At 57.1% G+C, this 17,914-nt stretch carries 17 protein-coding genes and 1 other RNA gene; 5 read left to right on the top strand and 13 right to left on the bottom strand.

Annotated elements, in window-relative coordinates:
• Positions 1 to 11: 11 nt before the first annotated feature.
• Complete coding sequence (locus IM282_RS06270) at positions 12 to 722, top strand: GNAT family N-acetyltransferase (protein ID WP_192970231.1); 711 nt, start codon at positions 12 to 14, stop codon at positions 720 to 722.
• Here IM282_RS06270 and ykgO read toward each other — a convergent pair.
• Complete coding sequence (ykgO, locus tag IM282_RS06265) at positions 719 to 859, bottom strand: type B 50S ribosomal protein L36 (RefSeq protein WP_003859006.1); 141 nt, start codon at positions 857 to 859, stop codon at positions 719 to 721. The two genes, IM282_RS06270 and ykgO, sit on opposite strands and share 4 nt — an antisense overlap.
• A 2-nt stretch (positions 860 to 861) precedes the next feature.
• Positions 862 to 1,122, bottom strand: coding sequence for a type B 50S ribosomal protein L31 (locus IM282_RS06260; RefSeq protein ID WP_015571255.1), 261 nt, complete (start codon positions 1,120 to 1,122; stop codon positions 862 to 864).
• 213 nt (positions 1,123 to 1,335) lie between these two features.
• On the opposite strand from IM282_RS06260, the gene IM282_RS06255 reads away from it, so the two are divergent.
• Positions 1,336 to 2,895 carry an EAL domain-containing protein gene (locus IM282_RS06255; protein WP_063844024.1) on the top strand — a complete coding sequence of 520 codons (1,560 nt, stop codon included), beginning with the start codon at positions 1,336 to 1,338 and terminating at the stop codon, positions 2,893 to 2,895.
• Between the two features lie 51 nt (positions 2,896 to 2,946).
• On the opposite strand, the gene IM282_RS06250 is transcribed toward IM282_RS06255, so the two are convergent.
• From IM282_RS06250 to IM282_RS06240, 3 genes are all read right to left on the bottom strand, one after another.
• On the bottom strand, positions 2,947 to 6,036 hold the full coding sequence (locus IM282_RS06250) for a beta-galactosidase (protein WP_192970230.1): 3,090 nt from the start codon (positions 6,034 to 6,036) through the stop codon (positions 2,947 to 2,949).
• Between the two features lie 103 nt (positions 6,037 to 6,139).
• The gene (locus IM282_RS06245; protein ID WP_022647264.1) at positions 6,140 to 7,210 is read right to left on the bottom strand and encodes a LacI family DNA-binding transcriptional regulator; all 1,071 of its coding nucleotides are present in this window, start codon (positions 7,208 to 7,210) and stop codon (positions 6,140 to 6,142) included.
• 75 nt (positions 7,211 to 7,285) lie between these two features.
• Positions 7,286 to 7,897 carry a YitT family protein gene (locus tag IM282_RS06240; protein ID WP_022647263.1) on the bottom strand — a complete coding sequence of 204 codons (612 nt, stop codon included), beginning with the start codon at positions 7,895 to 7,897 and terminating at the stop codon, positions 7,286 to 7,288.
• A gap of 84 nt (positions 7,898 to 7,981) precedes the next feature.
• Here IM282_RS06240 and IM282_RS06235 point away from each other — a divergent pair, with 84 nt between their 5' ends.
• Positions 7,982 to 9,403: a PLP-dependent aminotransferase family protein gene (locus IM282_RS06235; RefSeq protein WP_023299459.1), complete on the top strand. Its 1,422-nt coding sequence runs from the start codon at positions 7,982 to 7,984 to the stop codon at positions 9,401 to 9,403.
• A 70-nt stretch (positions 9,404 to 9,473) separates the two neighbouring features.
• On the opposite strand, the gene IM282_RS06230 is transcribed toward IM282_RS06235, so the two are convergent.
• The 3 genes from IM282_RS06230 to ffs form a co-directional block, all read right to left on the bottom strand.
• A complete protein-coding gene (locus IM282_RS06230) occupies positions 9,474 to 9,689 on the bottom strand; it encodes a hypothetical protein (protein WP_069596301.1) in 216 nt (71 codons plus the stop codon).
• Positions 9,686 to 9,937 (bottom strand): hypothetical protein, encoded by a 252-nt coding sequence (locus IM282_RS06225; RefSeq protein WP_192970229.1) that lies wholly within the window; start codon positions 9,935 to 9,937, stop codon positions 9,686 to 9,688. Before IM282_RS06225 ends, IM282_RS06230 begins: the two co-directional genes overlap by 4 nt.
• A gap of 247 nt (positions 9,938 to 10,184) precedes the next feature.
• Positions 10,185 to 10,281: signal recognition particle sRNA small type (gene ffs / locus IM282_RS06220), an RNA gene on the bottom strand.
• 170 nt (positions 10,282 to 10,451) lie between these two features.
• On the opposite strand from ffs, the gene IM282_RS06215 reads away from it, so the two are divergent.
• Positions 10,452 to 10,763 carry an MGMT family protein gene (locus IM282_RS06215; RefSeq protein WP_022647260.1) on the top strand — a complete coding sequence of 104 codons (312 nt, stop codon included), beginning with the start codon at positions 10,452 to 10,454 and terminating at the stop codon, positions 10,761 to 10,763.
• Positions 10,764 to 10,800: 37 nt separating this feature from the next.
• Here IM282_RS06215 and IM282_RS06210 read toward each other — a convergent pair whose 3' ends face one another.
• Positions 10,801 to 11,328 (bottom strand): YbaY family lipoprotein, encoded by a 528-nt coding sequence (locus tag IM282_RS06210; RefSeq protein WP_022647259.1) that lies wholly within the window; start codon positions 11,326 to 11,328, stop codon positions 10,801 to 10,803.
• A 203-nt stretch (positions 11,329 to 11,531) separates the two neighbouring features.
• Between IM282_RS06210 and tesB the strand changes: the two genes are divergently transcribed.
• A complete protein-coding gene (gene tesB, locus IM282_RS06205) occupies positions 11,532 to 12,392 on the top strand; it encodes an acyl-CoA thioesterase II (protein ID WP_022647258.1) in 861 nt (286 codons plus the stop codon).
• 93 nt (positions 12,393 to 12,485) lie between these two features.
• On the opposite strand, the gene amtB is transcribed toward tesB, so the two are convergent.
• The 4 genes from amtB to IM282_RS06185 all read right to left on the bottom strand — a co-directional run bounded on the left by amtB (position 12,486) and on the right by IM282_RS06185 (position 17,886).
• Complete coding sequence (amtB, locus tag IM282_RS06200) at positions 12,486 to 13,772, bottom strand: ammonium transporter AmtB (RefSeq protein WP_022647257.1); 1,287 nt, start codon at positions 13,770 to 13,772, stop codon at positions 12,486 to 12,488.
• Positions 13,773 to 13,807: 35 nt separating this feature from the next.
• Positions 13,808 to 14,146: a P-II family nitrogen regulator gene (gene glnK / locus IM282_RS06195; protein ID WP_006809867.1), complete on the bottom strand. Its 339-nt coding sequence runs from the start codon at positions 14,144 to 14,146 to the stop codon at positions 13,808 to 13,810.
• Between the two features lie 211 nt (positions 14,147 to 14,357).
• Entirely contained in the window at positions 14,358 to 16,139 is a 1,782-nt protein-coding gene (locus tag IM282_RS06190; protein ID WP_023299457.1) for a SmdB family multidrug efflux ABC transporter permease/ATP-binding protein, read from the bottom strand.
• Positions 16,132 to 17,886, bottom strand: a complete 1,755-nt coding sequence (locus tag IM282_RS06185) for a SmdA family multidrug ABC transporter permease/ATP-binding protein (RefSeq protein ID WP_023305589.1) — start codon at positions 17,884 to 17,886, stop codon at positions 16,132 to 16,134. Before IM282_RS06185 ends, IM282_RS06190 begins: the two co-directional genes overlap by 8 nt.
• Positions 17,887 to 17,914 lie beyond the last annotated feature (28 nt).

The following is a 17,914-nucleotide window of genomic DNA, read 5'->3' as shown; positions in this document are numbered from 1 at the left end:
TGGAAATAAAGATGAGTATATTCAATGAGTTTGGACAACCTGTAGGGGAAAGCCTTACCGACTGGCAGCCTCGCCCGCACCCGTCCCGGGTGGTACTTCAGGGTCGCTATTGTCGGCTTGAGCCGCTGCGCGTGGAGCATGCCCACGCGTTGTTCTCTGCGTATTCCCTGGCCGGAGATACCCGAAGCTGGACGTGGCTGCTGCGTGAACCCGATGCCACCGCAGAGGAGTTTGCCGAATGGGTGGCGAGCGTGAGCAAATTATCCGATCCCATCCACTTTAGCGTTATCGATAACCAGACCCAATCTCCTGCCGGGACGCTGTCCCTTATGCGGATCGATCCTAAAAACGGCGTTGTAGAAGTGGGACATGTTCACTTCTCGTCACTGTTAAGCCGCACGCCCATGTCGACAGAAGCGCAGTATCTGCTGATGCGGTACGTGTTCGATACCCTGGGCTACCGACGTTATGAATGGAAGTGCAACAGCCTGAACGAACCCTCCCGCAAAGCGGCCCTGCGTCTTGGGTTTCAGTTTGAAGGGCGTTTTCGCCAGGCGCTGGTCATTAAAGGCCGAAACCGGGACACCGACTGGTTTTCAATTCTCGACAAAGAGTGGTCAGCGCTGGCGAGCGCGTTTGAAAGCTGGCTTGCCACCGACAATTTTACCGTCGATGGCAAACAGAAAAGATCCCTGGAAAGCTGGCGAGAAACGCGCCTCTAGCGTCTTTTTTTACGCCCCTGCACCGCCTTAAAGCGCGGGTTAGATTTGCAAATCACGTATAAGCGTCCCTTGCGTTTGACTATCTGGCAATCCGGGTGACGCTGTTTTGCACTGCGCAATGAGTTAAGCACCTGCATGATTAGCCTCGCTTCGCATCAAGAAAGCCACCAAAACGCTTGCGGAAGCGTGCCGCGCTGCCATCCGTCGAGAAGGTCTTCTGCTTCCCGGTATAAAACGGATGTGATTTAGAGGAGACATCAAGAGTAACGTAGGGATACGTTTTCCCCTCAAGTTCAATTTCACGGTCTGTCTTAATCGTTGAGCCAACTTTAAAATATTCATTAGCCGTGGTGTCGTGAAACACAACGGTGCGATAGGTTGGATGGATATTCGGTTTCATCTCTGGCCTTCATGTATTGTTATAACATAACAAAATACTATCTGAGCTTTGCTGCAAAAACAACCCCTGTGACGCACAGCCTGTTTTTGAAAGGTTTTCAAATACTGCGAGAGACTGTTACATGCTATAACTATATCATTTAGCGATAAAAAATTTTTCATCTGGCGCGCAAACTCCATGCCCTGGTCGGGCATATGGAAAGGATACAGCAGCATGCGAACCCGACATCTGGTCAGCCTGGTGACAGGCGTACTGATCTTCTCTGTGCTGGTCCCTGTGTGCCTCAGTATCTGGCTGGCGCATCGTCAGGCAGAGGCGAAATTTGTGGATGCACTGGACAGATATGCCTCGCGCGTCCTGATCCGTACCGACAGAGTCGTTGCGCAGGCAAAACAGGCGCTCACGCACCTACAGTTGTTCAACGCCCCGCCCTGCACTCCTCCGCACTTACGCGAAATGCGTCGTGTCGCGTTCTCATGGCGCTATATTCAGGAAGTGATGTATATCGATAACCTGAAGCCGCTCTGCTCCTCTCTGGAACAATCCAGTAATACGGCGATCTTACCGCCCCCGATGCGGATCACCGCAGACGGATATAGCGCGTGGCTCACCTCGCAAAACGACCTCGGCATTCACCGTTATATGGCCGTTCTGGGGAAAGGACATTATCTGGTAATGGTCGATCCGGCGTCGCTTGTGGATGTTGTCCCGTTCGGTGACATTTCGATGGATGCCGCCCTGGTGGGAAGCGAAACCCATCGGATATTTGCCAGAAGCAATATTCTCGACCCGTATATTCTTTCTGTCGTTAAGGAGCAGCAGGACGTTAAGCGCGTGCAATACAACGGCTCGATGTACGTGTTGAAACCGGTGCCAGAACTGGGGCTTACGGTTATTGCCTGGGCATCGTTAAAACCGCTCGCGGCATCCTGGCATCAGCAGCTGATCATCTGGCTACCGGCAGGCATACTGATAAGCCTGGTTGCAGCCCTTATTGTGCTTCGCATCCTCCGCCGTTTGCTTTCCCCGCGTAACCGGCTGATCGACGCGATCAACAACCGGGAGATCGAGGTTTACTATCAGCCCATTGTGGCGCTATGCAGTGGAAAACTGGTGGGTGCAGAAGCGCTGATGCGCTGGCCGCAGCCAGATGGCAGTGACCTGTCGCCTAATCTCTTTGTTCCCCTGGCGGAGCAGACGGGGCTTATTTCAACGCTGACACAGCTGGTGGTGAATAAGGTGTTTGAGGATTTAGGTGCCTGGCTGCATCATCACCCGGAACTGCACATTTCTGTCAACCTTGCGCCAGCCGATTTAACGTCCCCCGAGCTGCCTCGCCTGCTGAGTCAATTGCTCAACAAATGGGGCGTCCACCCGCGCCAGATCGCCCTTGAATTGACCGAGCGCGGCTTTGCCGATCCTGCCGTCAGCGCCCCTGCCATCGCTGCGTTTCGGCGCTCCGGGCATGCCATCTACATTGATGATTTTGGTACGGGTTACTCCAGCCTGAGCTATTTGCAGGATCTTGATGTCGATACCCTGAAGATTGATAAATCCTTTGTGGACGCGCTGGAGTATAAGAACGTGACTCCCCACATCATCGAAATGGCCAAATCGCTTAAGCTGGCGATGGTCGCAGAAGGCATTGAAACTGAAGGGCAGCTCGAATGGTTGCATCGCCACGGCGTGCAGTACGGACAGGGCTGGTATTTCAGCAAGGCGCTGCCTAAAGAAGATTTCATTCGCTGGGCCGAGCACAACCTCAGGAAATAAACCCATTACGCGGTGTTACGTGCGGCCACGACAGTGGCCGCACGTTTCGGCTCAGCCGTTCTGCTGCCAGCTAAACGTGTAGCGCAGCCGACGGTTTTGCAGAATGAAGGCGGGTGCTACGCTCGGGCTCCATGAGTCGTCCCCCCCCACGCCCATGTGGAACGCATCAAGATTCAACCAGCAGCCATCCTCTTCCCGTAGCAAATGGTGATGCGTTGTCGTATGCAGTTGCTGCTGGCTGTAACGGCTCAGGGAGAAATGGAACTGTCCCTGGAAGTGATGTGAGCCAAACGTCAGCTCACGGGTGTCGCAGCGTAAACCGTTCTCCGTCGGGAAGATATACGGCGTCTGCATGGCGTCCAGCGGTAACGCCCAGCGCCCCTGCTGCGCCGCCAGTTTTCTGTCCGGATAATTCTCCAGCGGGCCCAGCCCCAGCCAGCGCACCGTTTGCGGGATATCCGCCAGCATAACGCTCAGGCCCACGCGAGCGGGTTCAGGAATGTCAGACGCCACCGTCACCTGCACATCACCGTGCAGTAACCCGTGGTCATCAATCCGCCAGACCTTGTAGCTGATAAACAGCGCTTTACCCTGATGCTCCCAGACGTGCTGCGTGGTCACCACCACCTCACGGGCATGCTGTTCCGCTTCACACTGGATAAGGCGCGAGGATATCTCATACATCCCTGCCGCTTTCCAGCGTTCCACCCACGCGTTCGGATCGATGCGGGTCGCCTCGCTGACGCCAATGTCATTATCCAGCGGCGCCCGGGTAAAGTTATCCGTTAGCGGGGAACGGAGCGTTTCAGCGCCCGCGTTCCACCACTGGGTCAGGTTGCCGGTGAGACGGCTAAACTGCCAGCGCTGCTGCTGATGAGTGATGTCCAGCACCTCTTCCTGCACCGTTAACTGTGGTGGGGTTCCGTCTGCTTTCGGTGGCGTAAGGTACAGCGGAGCCGGGAGCGGCCACTGATCCCAGGCACAACGGTGGCCGGACGGCGACCACGGCGTGGCCTGCGGCTGAACGATCTCCACGTTGAGCCAGACCTCGCCCGGTTCAGCGCCGAATTCAGTCTGCGGGATCTCCACGCGCTGTGTCCCCTGGGGCGCAACAGAAAGGGTTATTTCGCCGGAAGCCAACACCACACCGTCACGCGCCACCGACCATCGCAGACTCTCGTTGTCAGTATGACGGAACAGATAATCGCTCTGGATATCGACGACCAGCGGAGCGGTGCTCACCAGCGTAAAGGTAAAGAACTGCTGGGCACGCTGTGCCTCGTAAAGGGCGGGATGCGGGGTGCGATCGGGAAACACCAGCCCGTTGAGGCAGAACTGACGATCGTTGGGCTTATCGCCAAAATCGCCGCCGTAGGCCCAGAATGCCGTGCCGTCTTCCGCTTTTTTCGTCAGCGCCTGATCGACCCAGTCCCAGACAAAGCCGCCCTGCAACCGGGGATGGCTGCGGAATGCCTGCCAGTAGCTGGCAAAGCCGCCAAAGCTGTTACCCATCGCGTGGGCATACTCGCACAGGATCAGCGGACGGGTTTCGTCCGGCATACCAATCCACTTTTTAATCGACCACTTTGGCACCGCCGGGAACGGCTGATCCTGATCGACGCGGGCATACATCGGGCAAATAATATCGGTTGCCGCCGTACTGGCCCCTCCGCCTTCGTACTGCACCGGCCGCGTGGGATCGGTGGTTTTCAGCCAGCGGTACAGCGCATCGTGATTCGCCCCATGCCCGGACTCATTCCCCAGGGACCAGATGATGATGGACGGATGATTCCGGTCCCGCTGCACCATACGCGTTACGCGTTCGCTCATGGCAGGCAGCCAGCGCGGATCGTCCGCCAGACGGCTCATCGGTACCATGCCATGGGTTTCAATATTCGCCTCATCGACCACGTACAGGCCGTAGCGATCGCAAAGCGTGTACCACAGAGGATGGTTCGGATAATGCGAGCAGCGCACGGCGTTGAAGTTATGCTGCTTCATCAGTTCGATGTCGCGGCGCATGGTCGCCTCATCCATCACCTGCCCCTTCTCAGGATGATGTTCGTGACGGTTCACGCCGCGGATCAGCAGCGGTTTGCCGTTAAGCTTCAGCAGGCCGTTGCTGATTTCGACGCGTCTGAAACCGACATCGCAGGCTTCAGTTTCCAGCACGTTACCCTGCGCATCCCGAAGCGACATTGTCAGCCGATAGCATTCCGGTGTTTCAGCGCTCCACAGCGCGGGAGCGTTCACGGGTATCGCCACCGTAAGCCGTTCAGCCCAACTGCCGCGTTCGTCCACGATGGCCGATCCGGGCTGCTGCGTGGTTCGCGCGCAGGCTTCGCCGCTACGCCACAGGGTAAACGCCACCTCGCATTCGGCGTAGCGTGTGCCTTCCAGCGCAACGTCAACCCGGAGTATCGCCCGATCGCATTCGGCATTCAGATCGGTCACGATCTGATAATCGGCAATTCGCGTTTCCGGCTTGTGCAGCAGCGAGACGTCACGGAAAATGCCGCTCATCCGCCACATGTCCTGATCTTCCAGGTAGCTTCCGTCGCACCAGCGTAACACCATCACCGCCAGGCGGTTCTGCCCCGGTCGCAGCACCGCGCTGAGGTCGAACTCCGCAGGCAGACGGCTGTCCTGGGAATAGCCCATCCACTGGCCGTTACACCACAGATGAAAAGCTGAATTCACCCCATCAAAGATAATGCGGGTTTGCCCGCTGAGCAGCCAGGCACCATCCATCTCAAATGTGAGCGAGTAACAACCGGTTGGGTTTTCAGCCGGAACATAGGGCGGGTTCACATTTATCGGGTAGGTGACGTTGGTGTAGATGGGGGTATCAAATCCCTCCATCTGCCAGTTCGACGGCACGGGCATCTCAACGGCATCAGACAGATCGTCCGTTACCCATGCCTCGGGCACCTGCTCTGGTGCCGGGAAAAAGCTGAATCGCCAGATGCCGTTAAGCAGACGCTTGCTCAGCGAAGGCTTATCCTCCCGGGCGAGGGTTTCATCGCGCCAGCTATGAAAAGGCGCGTGTGCGGCCAGACGATTCCACTGCGTCACGCCCGGGTTTTCCCAGTCACGACGAGCCAGAATTGCGCTGAGGGTCAGCGGCAATGTGGAAGACATATCAACCTCTTTGCGAAGCGCTCACAATTTTAGTCAACATGCCATGGTAAACGGTGGCGGTAAAGACTTTGATCGTCACCAGGCGAGCACGATCACAAAAGCGCTAGCTGCGCGCCAGTTTCTCCGCCAGCAGCGCCAGCGTTCTTAGCTGTTGCGCCAGCTCTTCACGATCGGCCTGTTGTACGGCGCGCGGCGCGGTGGAATGACGAACGATCAACGTAACGGGAAGTTGTTGTTGCCAGGGTTCGGCGTGACGGGCTGTTGCCAGGAGCCACTCCACGCTGCGTTCACCGGCCTCGCGGAACGCCTGCCGAACGGTGGTCAGCGGAGGGGAAAACCACGCGCTGTCAGCCGTATCATCAAACCCGACAACCGAGATCTGCCCCGGTACCGCAACGCCTTTTTCCGCACAGGCGCGTAAAACGCCAAGCGCCATCTGATCGTTCGCCACAAGGATCGCCTCCGGCAGCTGTGCGCCCGCCAGGAGCTGATGCCCTTTCTCGTAGCCTGAAGCCGCGCTCCAGTCGCCCTGCGCCACCGCAAACGCCTCCACGCCAGCCTGAGCCAGCGTAGTTTTCCATCCCGCCAGGCGAGCCCGGGCAGAGACAGAACTTTCCGGCCCGGCGAGCAGCGCAATTCGCCGGTGCCCCAGCGAAAGCAGATGCTCCGCCCCCAGGCCAGCGCCCTGTTCAGCATTGAAAACGAGGCTGTTAACCCGAGCTGTGGGGGAAACATCAAGAAAAAGAACCGGGGTCGGCGAGGCCATTTCCTGAAGCATTTCTGCCTGAGCATCTTCCAGCGGAACGTTCACCAGCAGCGCCTCCACGCGCTGCGCCAGTAACTCCTGCAAAGCAGCCTGACACTGCGCGGGCTGCTCCACCATAGAGATGAGCACGCCAGCCCCCTGCTCCACTGCCCGGGATTTTACAGCTGAGGCGATTTGCGACGGCGCATGCAGCGCCAGATCGCTGGTCATCAGCCCCAGCGTGCGGGTGCGTTTTCCGGCCAGCTGCTGCGCGCCACGGTTAGGTACATAGTGTAGCGCCGCCATGGCCTGTCGGACCTTTTCCCGCGTACGGGCAGAAACGTGTTCCGCGTCGTTAATCACCCGGGAAACGGTCTGATAAGAAACGCCCGCTACGCGGGCAACGTCATAAAGAGTGATCGCTTTCATAGATTCTGGCGTCGTAAAAGGTAGTCACTATTCTGACACAGTTACGCCATTATAGCCTGTGAGCGCTTCGCAAAATTAAGCAATCCGCTCCGGCTGCGCAGCTTTCTGCATGCGCGGTCTCTGGCGAAACCACGGCAAACAAAGCTGGATCAGCGGGCCGATGGTTAACGCATATAGCACGGTTCCGACGCCAAACGCTCCCCCGAGGAGATAGCCGACGATCAACACGGTCACCTCGATTGCGGTACGCACGCTGCGGATCGACCAGCCCAGCCGGGCGTGTATGCCGGTCATCAGACCGTCGCGCGGGCCTGCGCCAAAACCCGCGCCGATATACATTCCGGTGGCAAGGGCGTTAACCACAATGCCGGAAACCAGCAGGGTGATGCGCACGGGCAGCGAGGTGAGTTCCGGGATCAATGCCATTGACGCATCTGCCGCCAGGCCAATACAAATCACGTTACTGACCGTACCCAGCCCCGGAAGCTGACGCAGCGGGATCCATAGCAGCAGCACCGCAGCCCCGGTTAAAATCATCACCGTGCCGATGCTCATTCCGGCCTGGATGGCGACGCCAAGGTGAAAAACATTCCAGGGATCAACACCCAGATCCGAACGAATAAACATCGCGGTTGAAAGTCCGTAAAGGGCTAAACCGACATAAAGTTGTACCAGACGACGCACCATTTTCACTTCTCCGAAGAACCAGCTTCCATCTTCGCTGAAAATGGCACTATGATTAATGTCCAGTTTTCAAATAGTGGACTGCACATGTCATCACGTCGTTTTGGAAGCCAGTCTCTGGTTCGCCTGTTAGGGCACTGGCAACAAACCTCTTCCCGCACCCCGCGGTGGCGCCAGCTGGCTGACGCGTTACGCCTGTTAATTCTGGATGGCAGGCTGGCGCTAAACACGCGCCTGCCCGGAGAGCGGGAACTGGCCGCCGCACTGGACGTCAGCCGCACCACCATCAGCAGCGCGCTGGCGCATCTGCGTGAAGAGGGTTTTCTGGAGAGCCGTCACGGCAGCGGTTCCCGGGCGATCCTGCCAGACAGCCGGGCCGTGCCCACGCTTTCCACTGCCAGCGCGGCGCTGGATCTCTCAACCGCCGCGCTCAACGCAGGGCCAGAGATCCATCAGGCCTACACCCACGCGCTGACGACCATTACGCCGAATCTGGCGCTGACCGGGTACGATCAGCTTGGGCTTCCAGCGCTGCGTGAAGCTATCGCCTCCCGCTACACTGCACGCGGTCTGCCCACCCGGGCAGACGAAGTGATGGTGGTGAACGGTGCCGTCAGCGGCTTCGCCCTGATCTTAAGAATGATGACCGGGCCCGGGGATCGCGTGGTGGTGGATCATCCCACCTACCCGCTGGCGATAGCCGCGATTCAGGGGGCGCAATGCCGGCCCGTGGGCGTCTCGCTGCCAGAAACGGGCTGGGATACCGATGGTTTTGCCGCAACGCTTGCCCAGACAGCCCCGCGTCTGGCCTATCTAATGCCGGATTTTCATAATCCGACCGGGCGCTGCATGGATGCCGCGACGCGTCAGACCATAACCGACATCGCCGCGCAAACCCGCACCACGCTGGTGGTGGATGAAACCATGGTCGATCTCTGGTTCGATGCTCCCCCGCCGCCGCCGCTGGCCGCCTTTAACCCGGAGGCCGCGGTGATTACGCTGGGTTCCGCAGGCAAAAGCTTCTGGGGTGGGCTTCGTCTCGGCTGGATCCGCGCCTCGTCCCGCACTATCGCCACGCTCGCACAGACGCGCGATACGCTGGATCTGGGCTCTCCGGTGCTGGAACAGCTGGCCACGCTGTGGCTTATCGAAAACAGTGAAACCTTCCTGCCTGCCCGGCGGCAAATGCTGGCAGAACGGCGTGACCGCTGCGGCCAGATGTTACGGGAGCATTTCCCCGAATGGCGGTTTCAGGAAGCGGAGGGAGGACTTTCATACTGGATTGAACTACCCGGCATGCTGGCGACTCAACTGGCGGCACGTGCGGAAACGACAGGCATCATTATGGGCACCGGCACGCGCTTTGGGCTTTCAGGCGCGTTTGACCGCTACCTGCGTATGCCCTTCTCACTCAATTCGCCAGAACTTGAAGAGGCATTACTGCGTATCAAACCGCTGTGGCTTGCCTTGAATAAAAGTACACCGCCAGTAAAACGGAGCCTGGTGTAAATTATTCGCCAGAAACAATAAAAACAGCTGACTGTAACGCATGCAGTCAGCTGTTTTCATGAAGAACAACTTAATGTTGAGGAGGAATCGGGAAGCCTTTCAGCGAAATAATGAAATTTTCACCTTCTTTCTTTATTTTTGCACCGGTATCACACCAGTCAGACGCAATTCGAAAGAACTCATCACTTCCTACATTCCAGCCAAGTCGAACATGTTTCACATAGCCCGAACGTAACAGATTGCAGGCCTCTTTGTAATCGCTGGCAGTCGATAGTTGTTGTTTCATTTTCTCTTCTTCAGAAGTTTACGTAGTGCTTTGATTTCTTTAGGAGTAAATGGATTTACGCTCTCTTCTTCCATATGCTGATTATCAACATCCTCTTCCGATACTCCCGCCTCTTCTACTGCTTCAAATGCCAGCAGCAGCAGTTTCTCTGTGGTCACGCTTAAATTCTCATTATTGTCTTCCGCATAGTGGCGGAGTCTTTCTTTTAGCGCTTCATCAATTTTAACGTTTAAAACCGCAGTTACCATGATTGTCACATCCTTTCGGAACACGTGTTTAATTTAATACACGAAGATAAGTTTGTTATCCAGATATATATTTTTTTACTTATGACAACAAAAAGACGCCCGATAATAAAATGACAGTCTATTATTACAGGTTTATGACATTATTACTTCAGTTCAATGAAGGATATATTGCACGAACAAAATAGGCACATAATTGAGAAGGTTTATATAGGGGGAAACTTCAGAGAAGAACACAAATGGGTGGGGGCCCTGCCAGCTACATCCCGGCACCCACGTCGTCTGCCCTGGCTGCTTCCTTCCGGACCTGACCTGGTGAACAGAGTAGCGTTGCGGGAGAACCAACAGAGCCCCCATTGAGAGCGTTGATAACCAACGCGCTGGCGCATTATCCCTGTGGAGCACCTCAATTGCAAGCCGCTGGCAACTGGATGCTGGATTATTGCGCAAACTGACCCGACAATCTTCTTTATCTTCGTATAACATTACCCTTCGCTGATTTCCCGCTGGAGAAACAATGGACGAACACGACTCTTTCCCACAGCGAGTGTGGCAAATCGTGGCCTCGATTCCGGAAGGCTGTGTCACGACCTATGGGGAAGTCGCCCGACTGGCGGGCTCTCCGCGCGCAGCGCGTCAGGTTGGCGGCGTGCTAAGAAGGCTTCCGGAGGGAAGTACGTTACCATGGCACCGGGTCGTTAATCGCCATGGCGCCATTTCCCTCACCGGGCCAGACTTGCAGCGCCAGCGTCAGGCATTACTCTCAGAAGGGGTACAGGTGTCCGGGACGGGACAGATAGATATGCAGAAGTATCGCTGGGAATACTGACGCCCTCTCCCGTCAAGATGAAGAGGGCGAAAGAAAGTTACAACTGTGTTGGCGGTGTAGGCAAGGTCGGCTGATTGGTCTGCGTTGCCACAGGCACTTCAGTCTGCTGCACCGGGACCAGGGTCAGGTCGATTTTGGTGCCCCCTTTGTTGACCGCTTCCTGCACGGTATCGGTGATAAAGACCAGCTTATCGTTGATCGTTACCGCCGCGCTCAGGAGGATACGCGCGTTAGGCTGAACGTCAGACGGGTTGTACGGCAGCACGAAGCTGAACGGCGCCTGTTTACCCTCTGTACGAACTGCACGCTGTGCAAGGACTTTAGACGGTGCATCCGCCAGAGACGCATCGGATAACGTGACCGTTAAAACCGCGTCCGGCGGCAGAGCGACTTTCTGTTTGATCCAGATGGTACCGGACACGTTAGGCTGTCGAATAGCTTGCTGTGAAAGGGTGTTAATCCCGTTTGGGGTCGCCGTTGGTACCGCTACATCGGCACTCTTATCCGCACAGGCGGACAACGCCACCGCCATTGCAACACCGCTTAACATAGGCACGAGTTTCATTGAAGTCTCCTTATCATCAATGCACCGGCGGGATCGATCCCATCCGATGTCGTTTTATTCACATAACGTAAACAAGTGTGGCACAAATCACGGATTTATGCCTAATTTTGCCCAGGTATTAAGATAATTCTACCCATCGGACCACTATCGTTTCTGCGTTATACTCAGCGTATCTTTCGCCACGGCGTTTATTGAGGACCACTATGAGTCAGGCACTGAACAATCTGCTGACATTGCTGAACCTGGAAAAAATAGAAGAAGGGCTTTTTCGCGGACAGAGCGAAGATTTAGGCTTACGCCAGGTTTTTGGGGGCCAGGTCGTGGGGCAAGCGCTATATGCCGCTAAGGAGACCGTTCCGGCAGACCGTCTGGTGCACTCATTCCACAGCTACTTTTTACGCCCCGGTGACAGCGCTAAACCGATTGTGTACGACGTGGAAGTTCTGCGTGACGGCCAAAGCTTCAGCGCTCGCCGTGTGGCGGCCATCCAGCATGGGAAGCCCATCTTCTACATGACCGCCTCCTTCCAGGCGCCAGAGCCGGGCTATGAGCATCAAAAACAGATGCCGTCTGCCCCATCGCCGGACGATCTGAAATCGGAAACCGAAATTGCCCGCGCACTCGCACATCTGCTGCCGCCGCAGGTAAAAGAGAAGTTTCTGTGCGATAAACCGCTGGAGATCCGCCCGGTCGAATTTCATAACCCAATGAAGGGGCATACTGCTGAGCCCACCCGCCAGGTGTGGATCCGCGCCAACGGCAGCGTACCGGCAGACTTGCGCGTGCATCAGTATCTGCTGGGTTATGCGTCGGATTTCAACTTCCTGCCGGTTGCGCTACAGCCGCACGGCGTGGGATTCCTGGAAAAAGGGATGCAGGTCGCCACGATTGACCATTCCATGTGGTTCCATCGTCCTTTCGATATGAACGAGTGGCTGCTTTACAGCGTAGAAAGTACCTCTGCGTCCAGCGCACGCGGTTTTGTTCGCGGGGAGTTTTACACCCAGGATGGTGTGCTGGTGGCTTCTACCGTGCAGGAAGGTGTGATGCGTAATCGCGGGTGAGGTAAAAAGCCCGGTCGCTACGCTTACCGGGCCTGCAAATTTCACTTTTTCAGGCCGGGTAAGGCGAAGCCACCACCCGGCAAGGCACTCAAATTATGCGTTGTACGCATTCTCGCCGTGGCTGTTGACGTCCAGACCTTCGCGCTCCTGCTCTTCCGGTACGCGCAGCCCCACGGTCATATCGGCCAGCTTGTAGCCGATAAAAGCTACAACGCCCGACCAGACAACCGTAATCGCGATACTTTCAAGCTGGACCAGCACCTGATGCATCATGGTCACGCCTTCAGCATAACCTACGCCGCCCAAAGATTGTGCAGCAAAGATTCCGGTCATGATACAGCCGATAATGCCGCACACACCGTGTACGCCGAATACATCACACGGATCGTCAACGCGCAGAATACGTTTCAGTGCGGTAACGCCCCACAGCCCCGCCAGACCCGCGACGATACCGATCAGCAATGCGCCGCCCACGCCCACGTAACCGCATGCTGGCGTAATACCTACCAGACCGGCAATCGCCCCAGAACAGGCACCCAGCAGGGATGGCTTGCCGCGAACGGCCCACTCGCCAAATACCCATGAGAGGATGGCCCCGGCAGTTGCCACCACGGTATTCACGAAGGCCAGCGCGGCGATTTCGTTAGCGGCGCTGGCTGAACCTGCGTTGAAGCCGAACCAGCCAAAGTAGAGGATGGCGGTGCCGGTAAAGACCATCGGCAGGTTGTGCGGCTTAAATGCTTCTTTCCCAAAGCCCACGCGCTTGCCAATCAGGTATGCGCCTACCAGGCCGGCTACGGCGGCGTTGATGTGAACAACGGTGCCGCCCGCAAAGTCCAGAGCGCCATGGGAAGCCAACAGACCACCGCCCCAGACCATATGCGCAATCGGGACATAGGAGAGCGTCAGCCAGACCACCACGAAAATCAGTACCGCAGAGAAGCGGATACGCTCAGCCAGCGCGCCCACAATCAGCCCCACGGTGATGCAGGCGAATGAGCCCTGGAACGCGACATGAATATACTGATAGAAGCTGCCCATTACCGCGGTCAGTTCGATATTTTTCAGCATCGCCCAGTTAACGTTGCCGAAGAAGGCGTTGCCCTCCCCGAAGGCCAGCGAGTAACCGTAAACCACCCACAGCACGCACACCAGCGCGAACGTGACGGCAACCTGCGTCAGCATGGAGAGTACGTTCTTGCCGCGGATCAGGCCGCCGTAAAACAGCGCGATCCCCGGAATCGTCATGAACAGCACCAGCGCGGTGCAAATCATCATAAAGGCATTATCGGCTTTGTCTGCCACAGCAGGTGCAGCCATTGCCAGGCCCGGCAGCAGTGCCAGCGAACCCAGACCTGTTTTCATTGTTGCTTTCATCATTTTCTCGATCCCTATCACTGTGTGCCAGGAGTTACTTACAACGCCGCTTCGTCAGATTCGCCGGTACGGATGCGAATGACGCGCTGTAGTTCGGCAACGAAAATTTTGCCGTCGCCAATTTTTCCGGTGTAGGCCGCTTTGCTGACGACATCAATCACCTCATCAAGCTGATCGTCGGCAATCGCCACATCAATCTTCACTTTTGGCAGGAAGTTAACGCTGTATTCCGCCCCGCGATAAAGCTCGGCATGACCTTTCTGACGCCCAAAGCCTTTCACTTCGGTGACAGTCAGTCCCTGAATACCCATGGAAGACAGCGCTTCACGCACGTCTTCGAGTTTGAATGGTTTGATTACCACCGTAACCAGCTTCATATATCCCCTCCAGTCAGAATTCGGTAATGGCCGCAGCTAACACGAGAGGGATATTGCAAAGGGTGTGCCAGAAGTGAAATGTGAGGAGGAAAGCGCCGCGGCGCGCATGCGCCGCGAAGGGGAGAAAAAAAACGCACCATGGCAGTGCAGGGTGCGTTTCAGTTTTGCACCAACGGTTAAGACTGTTAGCGCATTGCCTTGTTATGGTGCATCAGGCGCTGAGCGACTCCTCCTCGCGCACGCTGGCGGCCAGCTCGTCGCCTGCCAGCTGCAACTGATACATCTGCCAGTAGCGTCCTTTCGCCTCGAGCAGCGCTTTGTGCGTACCCCGTTCAACGGCCTGGCCACGGTGCAGCACCAGAATGGTATCGGCATCGACGATCGTTGAGAGGCGGTGAGCGATCACCACCAGCGTAGTGCGATCCCGCACGGCAGCCAGCGCCAGCTGGATCGCCTGTTCGGTACCGGAGTCGATGCTTGCGGTCGCTTCATCCAGAATCAACACCTGCGGCGTCTCAATCAGCACGCGCGCCAGCGCCAGGAGCTGCTTTTGCCCGACAGAGAGGTTATTGCCTTGCTCGCCCAGCCGGGTATTGATCCCCTCGCTTAACCCGCGCGCCAGATCTGCCAGCTGCACCGTTTCCAGCACCTCCCATACCTGCTCAGGCGTGAAAGATCGTCCCAGCGTCACGTTGGCATAAAAGGTATCCGCCAGCACTACCGGATCCTGCTGCACCATCGCGACGCCTTTACGCAACGCGTTGTGGCTAAGCGCGGAAAGAGGCCGTCCATCCAGACGGATCTCCCCCTGCGTCAACGGATAGTAGCCCATCAGCAAACTGGCGAGCGTGCTTTTGCCGCTGCCGGTATGCCCAACCAGGGCGACAAAACCGCGCGACGGTACCTCGAGGTTGATATCCTGCAAGACAAGCTGATCGTCGCGGTAGGCAAACGAGACATGATCAAACGCTATGGATCCACTTTCCAGCGGACGTTCATCATCGCCATAGGTCTGACGCGGCCTGTCCATCAGCTCAAACACACGCTCACCCGCGACTACCGCCTGTTGCAGCATCGATTGCTGCGTAGTGAGTTCAATCAGCGGTTCGTTAAGACGGCCAAGGTAACTGATAAACGCGTACAGCACCCCCACCTCAATGGTTCCGCGCGTCGTCAGGCCAAACAGCATCAACATCCCGCACAGCACCAGCGCAGAGAAGAGGCTCAGCAGCGGGCGTAACAGGAAGCCGTCCAGACGTAACGTCTGCATCCGCGCCATATAGTGCGAGCGGCTGGCTTCTCCCATTCGCTCGCCAAAACGCGCCTGCTGGCGAAACTGCTGGATAACGCTCATGCCGTTGATCACTTCGTTGAAGCCATCATTGATGTCTGCAAGGTAAGCGCGCACGCGACGAACAATCGGCGTGCTGTAGCGCTGGTAAATCACCATCACAATCAGCACCGCCGGGAAAATAGCGATCGCTACCAGCGCCATCCGCCAGTCCAGACTGAACATCGCCACCAGCATCGCGCCAATCAATGCGGCACTGCGCAGAACCGTTGCGACAACGGTCACATAAAGGTCGCGGATCACCTCGGTGTCATTGGTGACGCGCGAAATAACCTGCCCGACCGGCTGGGTATCAAACTCACTCAGCGGCTGGCGCAGCGCGGCATCCATCACATCCGTGCGTAGCTGCTGGACCACGCCCACGGCGGCCCGGTTAAACAGCAGCGACTGCGCATAGTGCAGCCCCGCCGCCGTCAGCTGTAGCCCGACATACGCCACACCCAGCCCCGCCACCAGCCCCAGCGGCAGATAGCTTTTCGCCACCATGTTATCGATAAAATAGCTGATAAGCAGCGGACCGGTCACCTCCGCAATCGCGGCGATCCACAGTAACAGCACGGCGATGGAAAGCGGTTTGCGCCACGGTGAGCCATAGGCGAGCAGCCGTTTTAACGTCGGCCACATCTGTCCAAACTTACGCATCGGTGACCTCCTCATCCAGCGCAGCTTCAAGCTGTTGATAGCGGTACATATCCCGATACCAGCCGGCCTGCCCGGCGAGCTGCTCATGCTGACCACGCTGAGCAATATGCCCGTGCTGAAGCACCAGAATTTCACTGGCTTCGGTAAGGGCCGACAGACGGTGCGCGCTGATGATGACCGTGCGCCCCTCCCCCCACTGGCGAAGGTTATGCAGAATTTGATGCTCGGTACGCCCGTCAACCGCGGACAGCGCATCATCCAGAATCAGGATCTCAGCGTCCAGCAGCAGCGCGCGGGCAATAGAGATACGCTGTTTTTGTCCACCGGAGAGCATAACGCCCCGCTCACCCACTTCTGTGTCGTAGCCCTGCGGCAGGCGCAGAATATCCTCATGGACGCTGGCTAAGCGCGCCACATGCTCGATCTGGTCCTGTGTCGCCGTCGGGCACCCGAGCGCGATATTGTTGGCTATGGTGTCTGAAAACAAAAACGGCGTCTGGCTGACGACCGCCAGGCGGCTGCGCCAGTCATCCAGCAGCAGACGTGGCAGGGAGACGTCATGGAAACGGATATCGCCTTCGCTCACGTCAAAATGGCGCTGAATCAGTGACAGAATGGTGCTTTTACCGGAGCCCGTCGGGCCGCAGATGCCCAGCATCTGACCAGGACGCAGCGTGAAACTGACGTTTTCAAGCACCGGATGTTCCGTTTGCGGGTAGATAAAGACGCGGATATCAGCCTTCAGAACACCCGGACCTTCCGGTACCGGCTCGCTGCCATCGTTCACTACCGGCACTTCCGCCAGCATGGCGCGGATACGGCTGTAGGCGGCGCTCCCACGTTCAACGATGTTAAACATCCAGGCCAGCGCCAGCATCGGCCAAATCATCAGCCCGAGGTACATCGCAAAGCTGGTTAACTGCCCGAGGGTCATGGTGCCTCGCACCACCATCCAGCTGCCGCCGCCCACCGCCAGCAGGTTCGCCATGCCAATCGCAATATAGATTGTCGGATCAAAGCGGGCGTCTATACGCGCCACGCGCATGTTTTTCGCACCGGTATCGGCGGCGTCGGCCGCAAACAGCGCGGACTGCCTGTCTTCCAGACCAAACGCTTTGATCATGCGGATGCTGGTCATGCTCTCCTGGGTGCGATCGTTTAACGACGAGAACGCCGCCTGCGCCAGCTTAAAGCGTTCATGGAGCTGCTCGCCGTAGCGGTTAATCGCCAGCGCCATCAGCGGCATCGGCAGCAGCGCCAGCAGCGTGAGCTCCCAGCTAATTTGCGTAGACATCACAATCAGTACCGCACAGCCCATCACCAGGGAATCCACCAGCGTTAACACCCCTTCACCGGCGGCAAACACCACACGGTCCACATCGTTAGTGGCGCGGGCGATGAGATCCCCGGTACGGTGACGCAGATAAAACTCAGGGTGCTGGCGGCTCAGCTGGCGGTAAAAGTCCTCGCGCAGCTCAACGGCAAGCTGATAGGACGCGCCGAACAGCAGCACGCGCCAGACATAACGCAGCAGGTAAACCACCACGGCCGTCAACACCAGCGTACCGACCCACATCATCACCCGTGCGGCGGTGTAATGTTGTTCCGTAACACCATCCACGACGTATCCCACCACTTTGGGTGGGATCAGTTGCAAAATGGCAATGATAATAAGCAGGGCCACCGCGCCGAGGTAGCGTTGCCACTCCCGACGAAAGTACCAGCTTAATTGGGCAAATAATCGCACGCGGTCTTTTCCTGAAGATATTTTATGA

The sequence above is a fragment of the Enterobacter cloacae complex sp. P29RS genome (genome assembly GCF_014893445.1).
Taxonomy (GTDB): Bacteria; Pseudomonadota; Gammaproteobacteria; order Enterobacterales; family Enterobacteriaceae; genus Enterobacter; species Enterobacter intestinihominis.
Note: the sequence above shows the minus strand (reverse complement) of the source record. Positions and strands in the feature narration are given on the sequence as shown.

Excerpts from the sequence above, each read along its gene's own strand:
- IM282_RS06245 (WP_022647264.1), bottom strand. The coding sequence starts at position 7,210 with ATGAAAGCGATCACTCTTTATGACGTTGCCCGCGTAGCGGGCGTTTCT.
- IM282_RS06190 (WP_023299457.1), bottom strand. The coding sequence starts at position 16,139 with ATGCGTAAGTTTGGACAGATGTGGCCGACGTTAAAACGGCTGCTCGCC.
- tesB (WP_022647258.1), top strand. The coding sequence starts at position 11,532 with ATGAGTCAGGCACTGAACAATCTGCTGACATTGCTGAACCTGGAAAAA.
- IM282_RS06240 (WP_022647263.1), bottom strand. The coding sequence starts at position 7,897 with ATGGTGCGTCGTCTGGTACAACTTTATGTCGGTTTAGCCCTTTACGGA.
- IM282_RS06270 (WP_192970231.1), top strand. The coding sequence starts at position 12 with ATGAGTATATTCAATGAGTTTGGACAACCTGTAGGGGAAAGCCTTACC.
- IM282_RS06255 (WP_063844024.1), top strand. The coding sequence starts at position 1,336 with ATGCGAACCCGACATCTGGTCAGCCTGGTGACAGGCGTACTGATCTTC.
- IM282_RS06250 (WP_192970230.1), bottom strand. The coding sequence starts at position 6,036 with ATGTCTTCCACATTGCCGCTGACCCTCAGCGCAATTCTGGCTCGTCGT.
- IM282_RS06260 (WP_015571255.1), bottom strand. The coding sequence starts at position 1,122 with ATGAAACCGAATATCCATCCAACCTATCGCACCGTTGTGTTTCACGAC.
- IM282_RS06235 (WP_023299459.1), top strand. The coding sequence starts at position 7,982 with ATGTCATCACGTCGTTTTGGAAGCCAGTCTCTGGTTCGCCTGTTAGGG.
- IM282_RS06230 (WP_069596301.1), bottom strand. The coding sequence starts at position 9,689 with ATGAAACAACAACTATCGACTGCCAGCGATTACAAAGAGGCCTGCAAT.
- IM282_RS06210 (WP_022647259.1), bottom strand. The coding sequence starts at position 11,328 with ATGAAACTCGTGCCTATGTTAAGCGGTGTTGCAATGGCGGTGGCGTTG.
- amtB (WP_022647257.1), bottom strand. The coding sequence starts at position 13,772 with ATGATGAAAGCAACAATGAAAACAGGTCTGGGTTCGCTGGCACTGCTG.
- IM282_RS06215 (WP_022647260.1), top strand. The coding sequence starts at position 10,452 with ATGGACGAACACGACTCTTTCCCACAGCGAGTGTGGCAAATCGTGGCC.
- IM282_RS06225 (WP_192970229.1), bottom strand. The coding sequence starts at position 9,937 with ATGGTAACTGCGGTTTTAAACGTTAAAATTGATGAAGCGCTAAAAGAA.
- glnK (WP_006809867.1), bottom strand. The coding sequence starts at position 14,146 with ATGAAGCTGGTTACGGTGGTAATCAAACCATTCAAACTCGAAGACGTG.
- ykgO (WP_003859006.1), bottom strand. The coding sequence starts at position 859 with ATGCAGGTGCTTAACTCATTGCGCAGTGCAAAACAGCGTCACCCGGAT.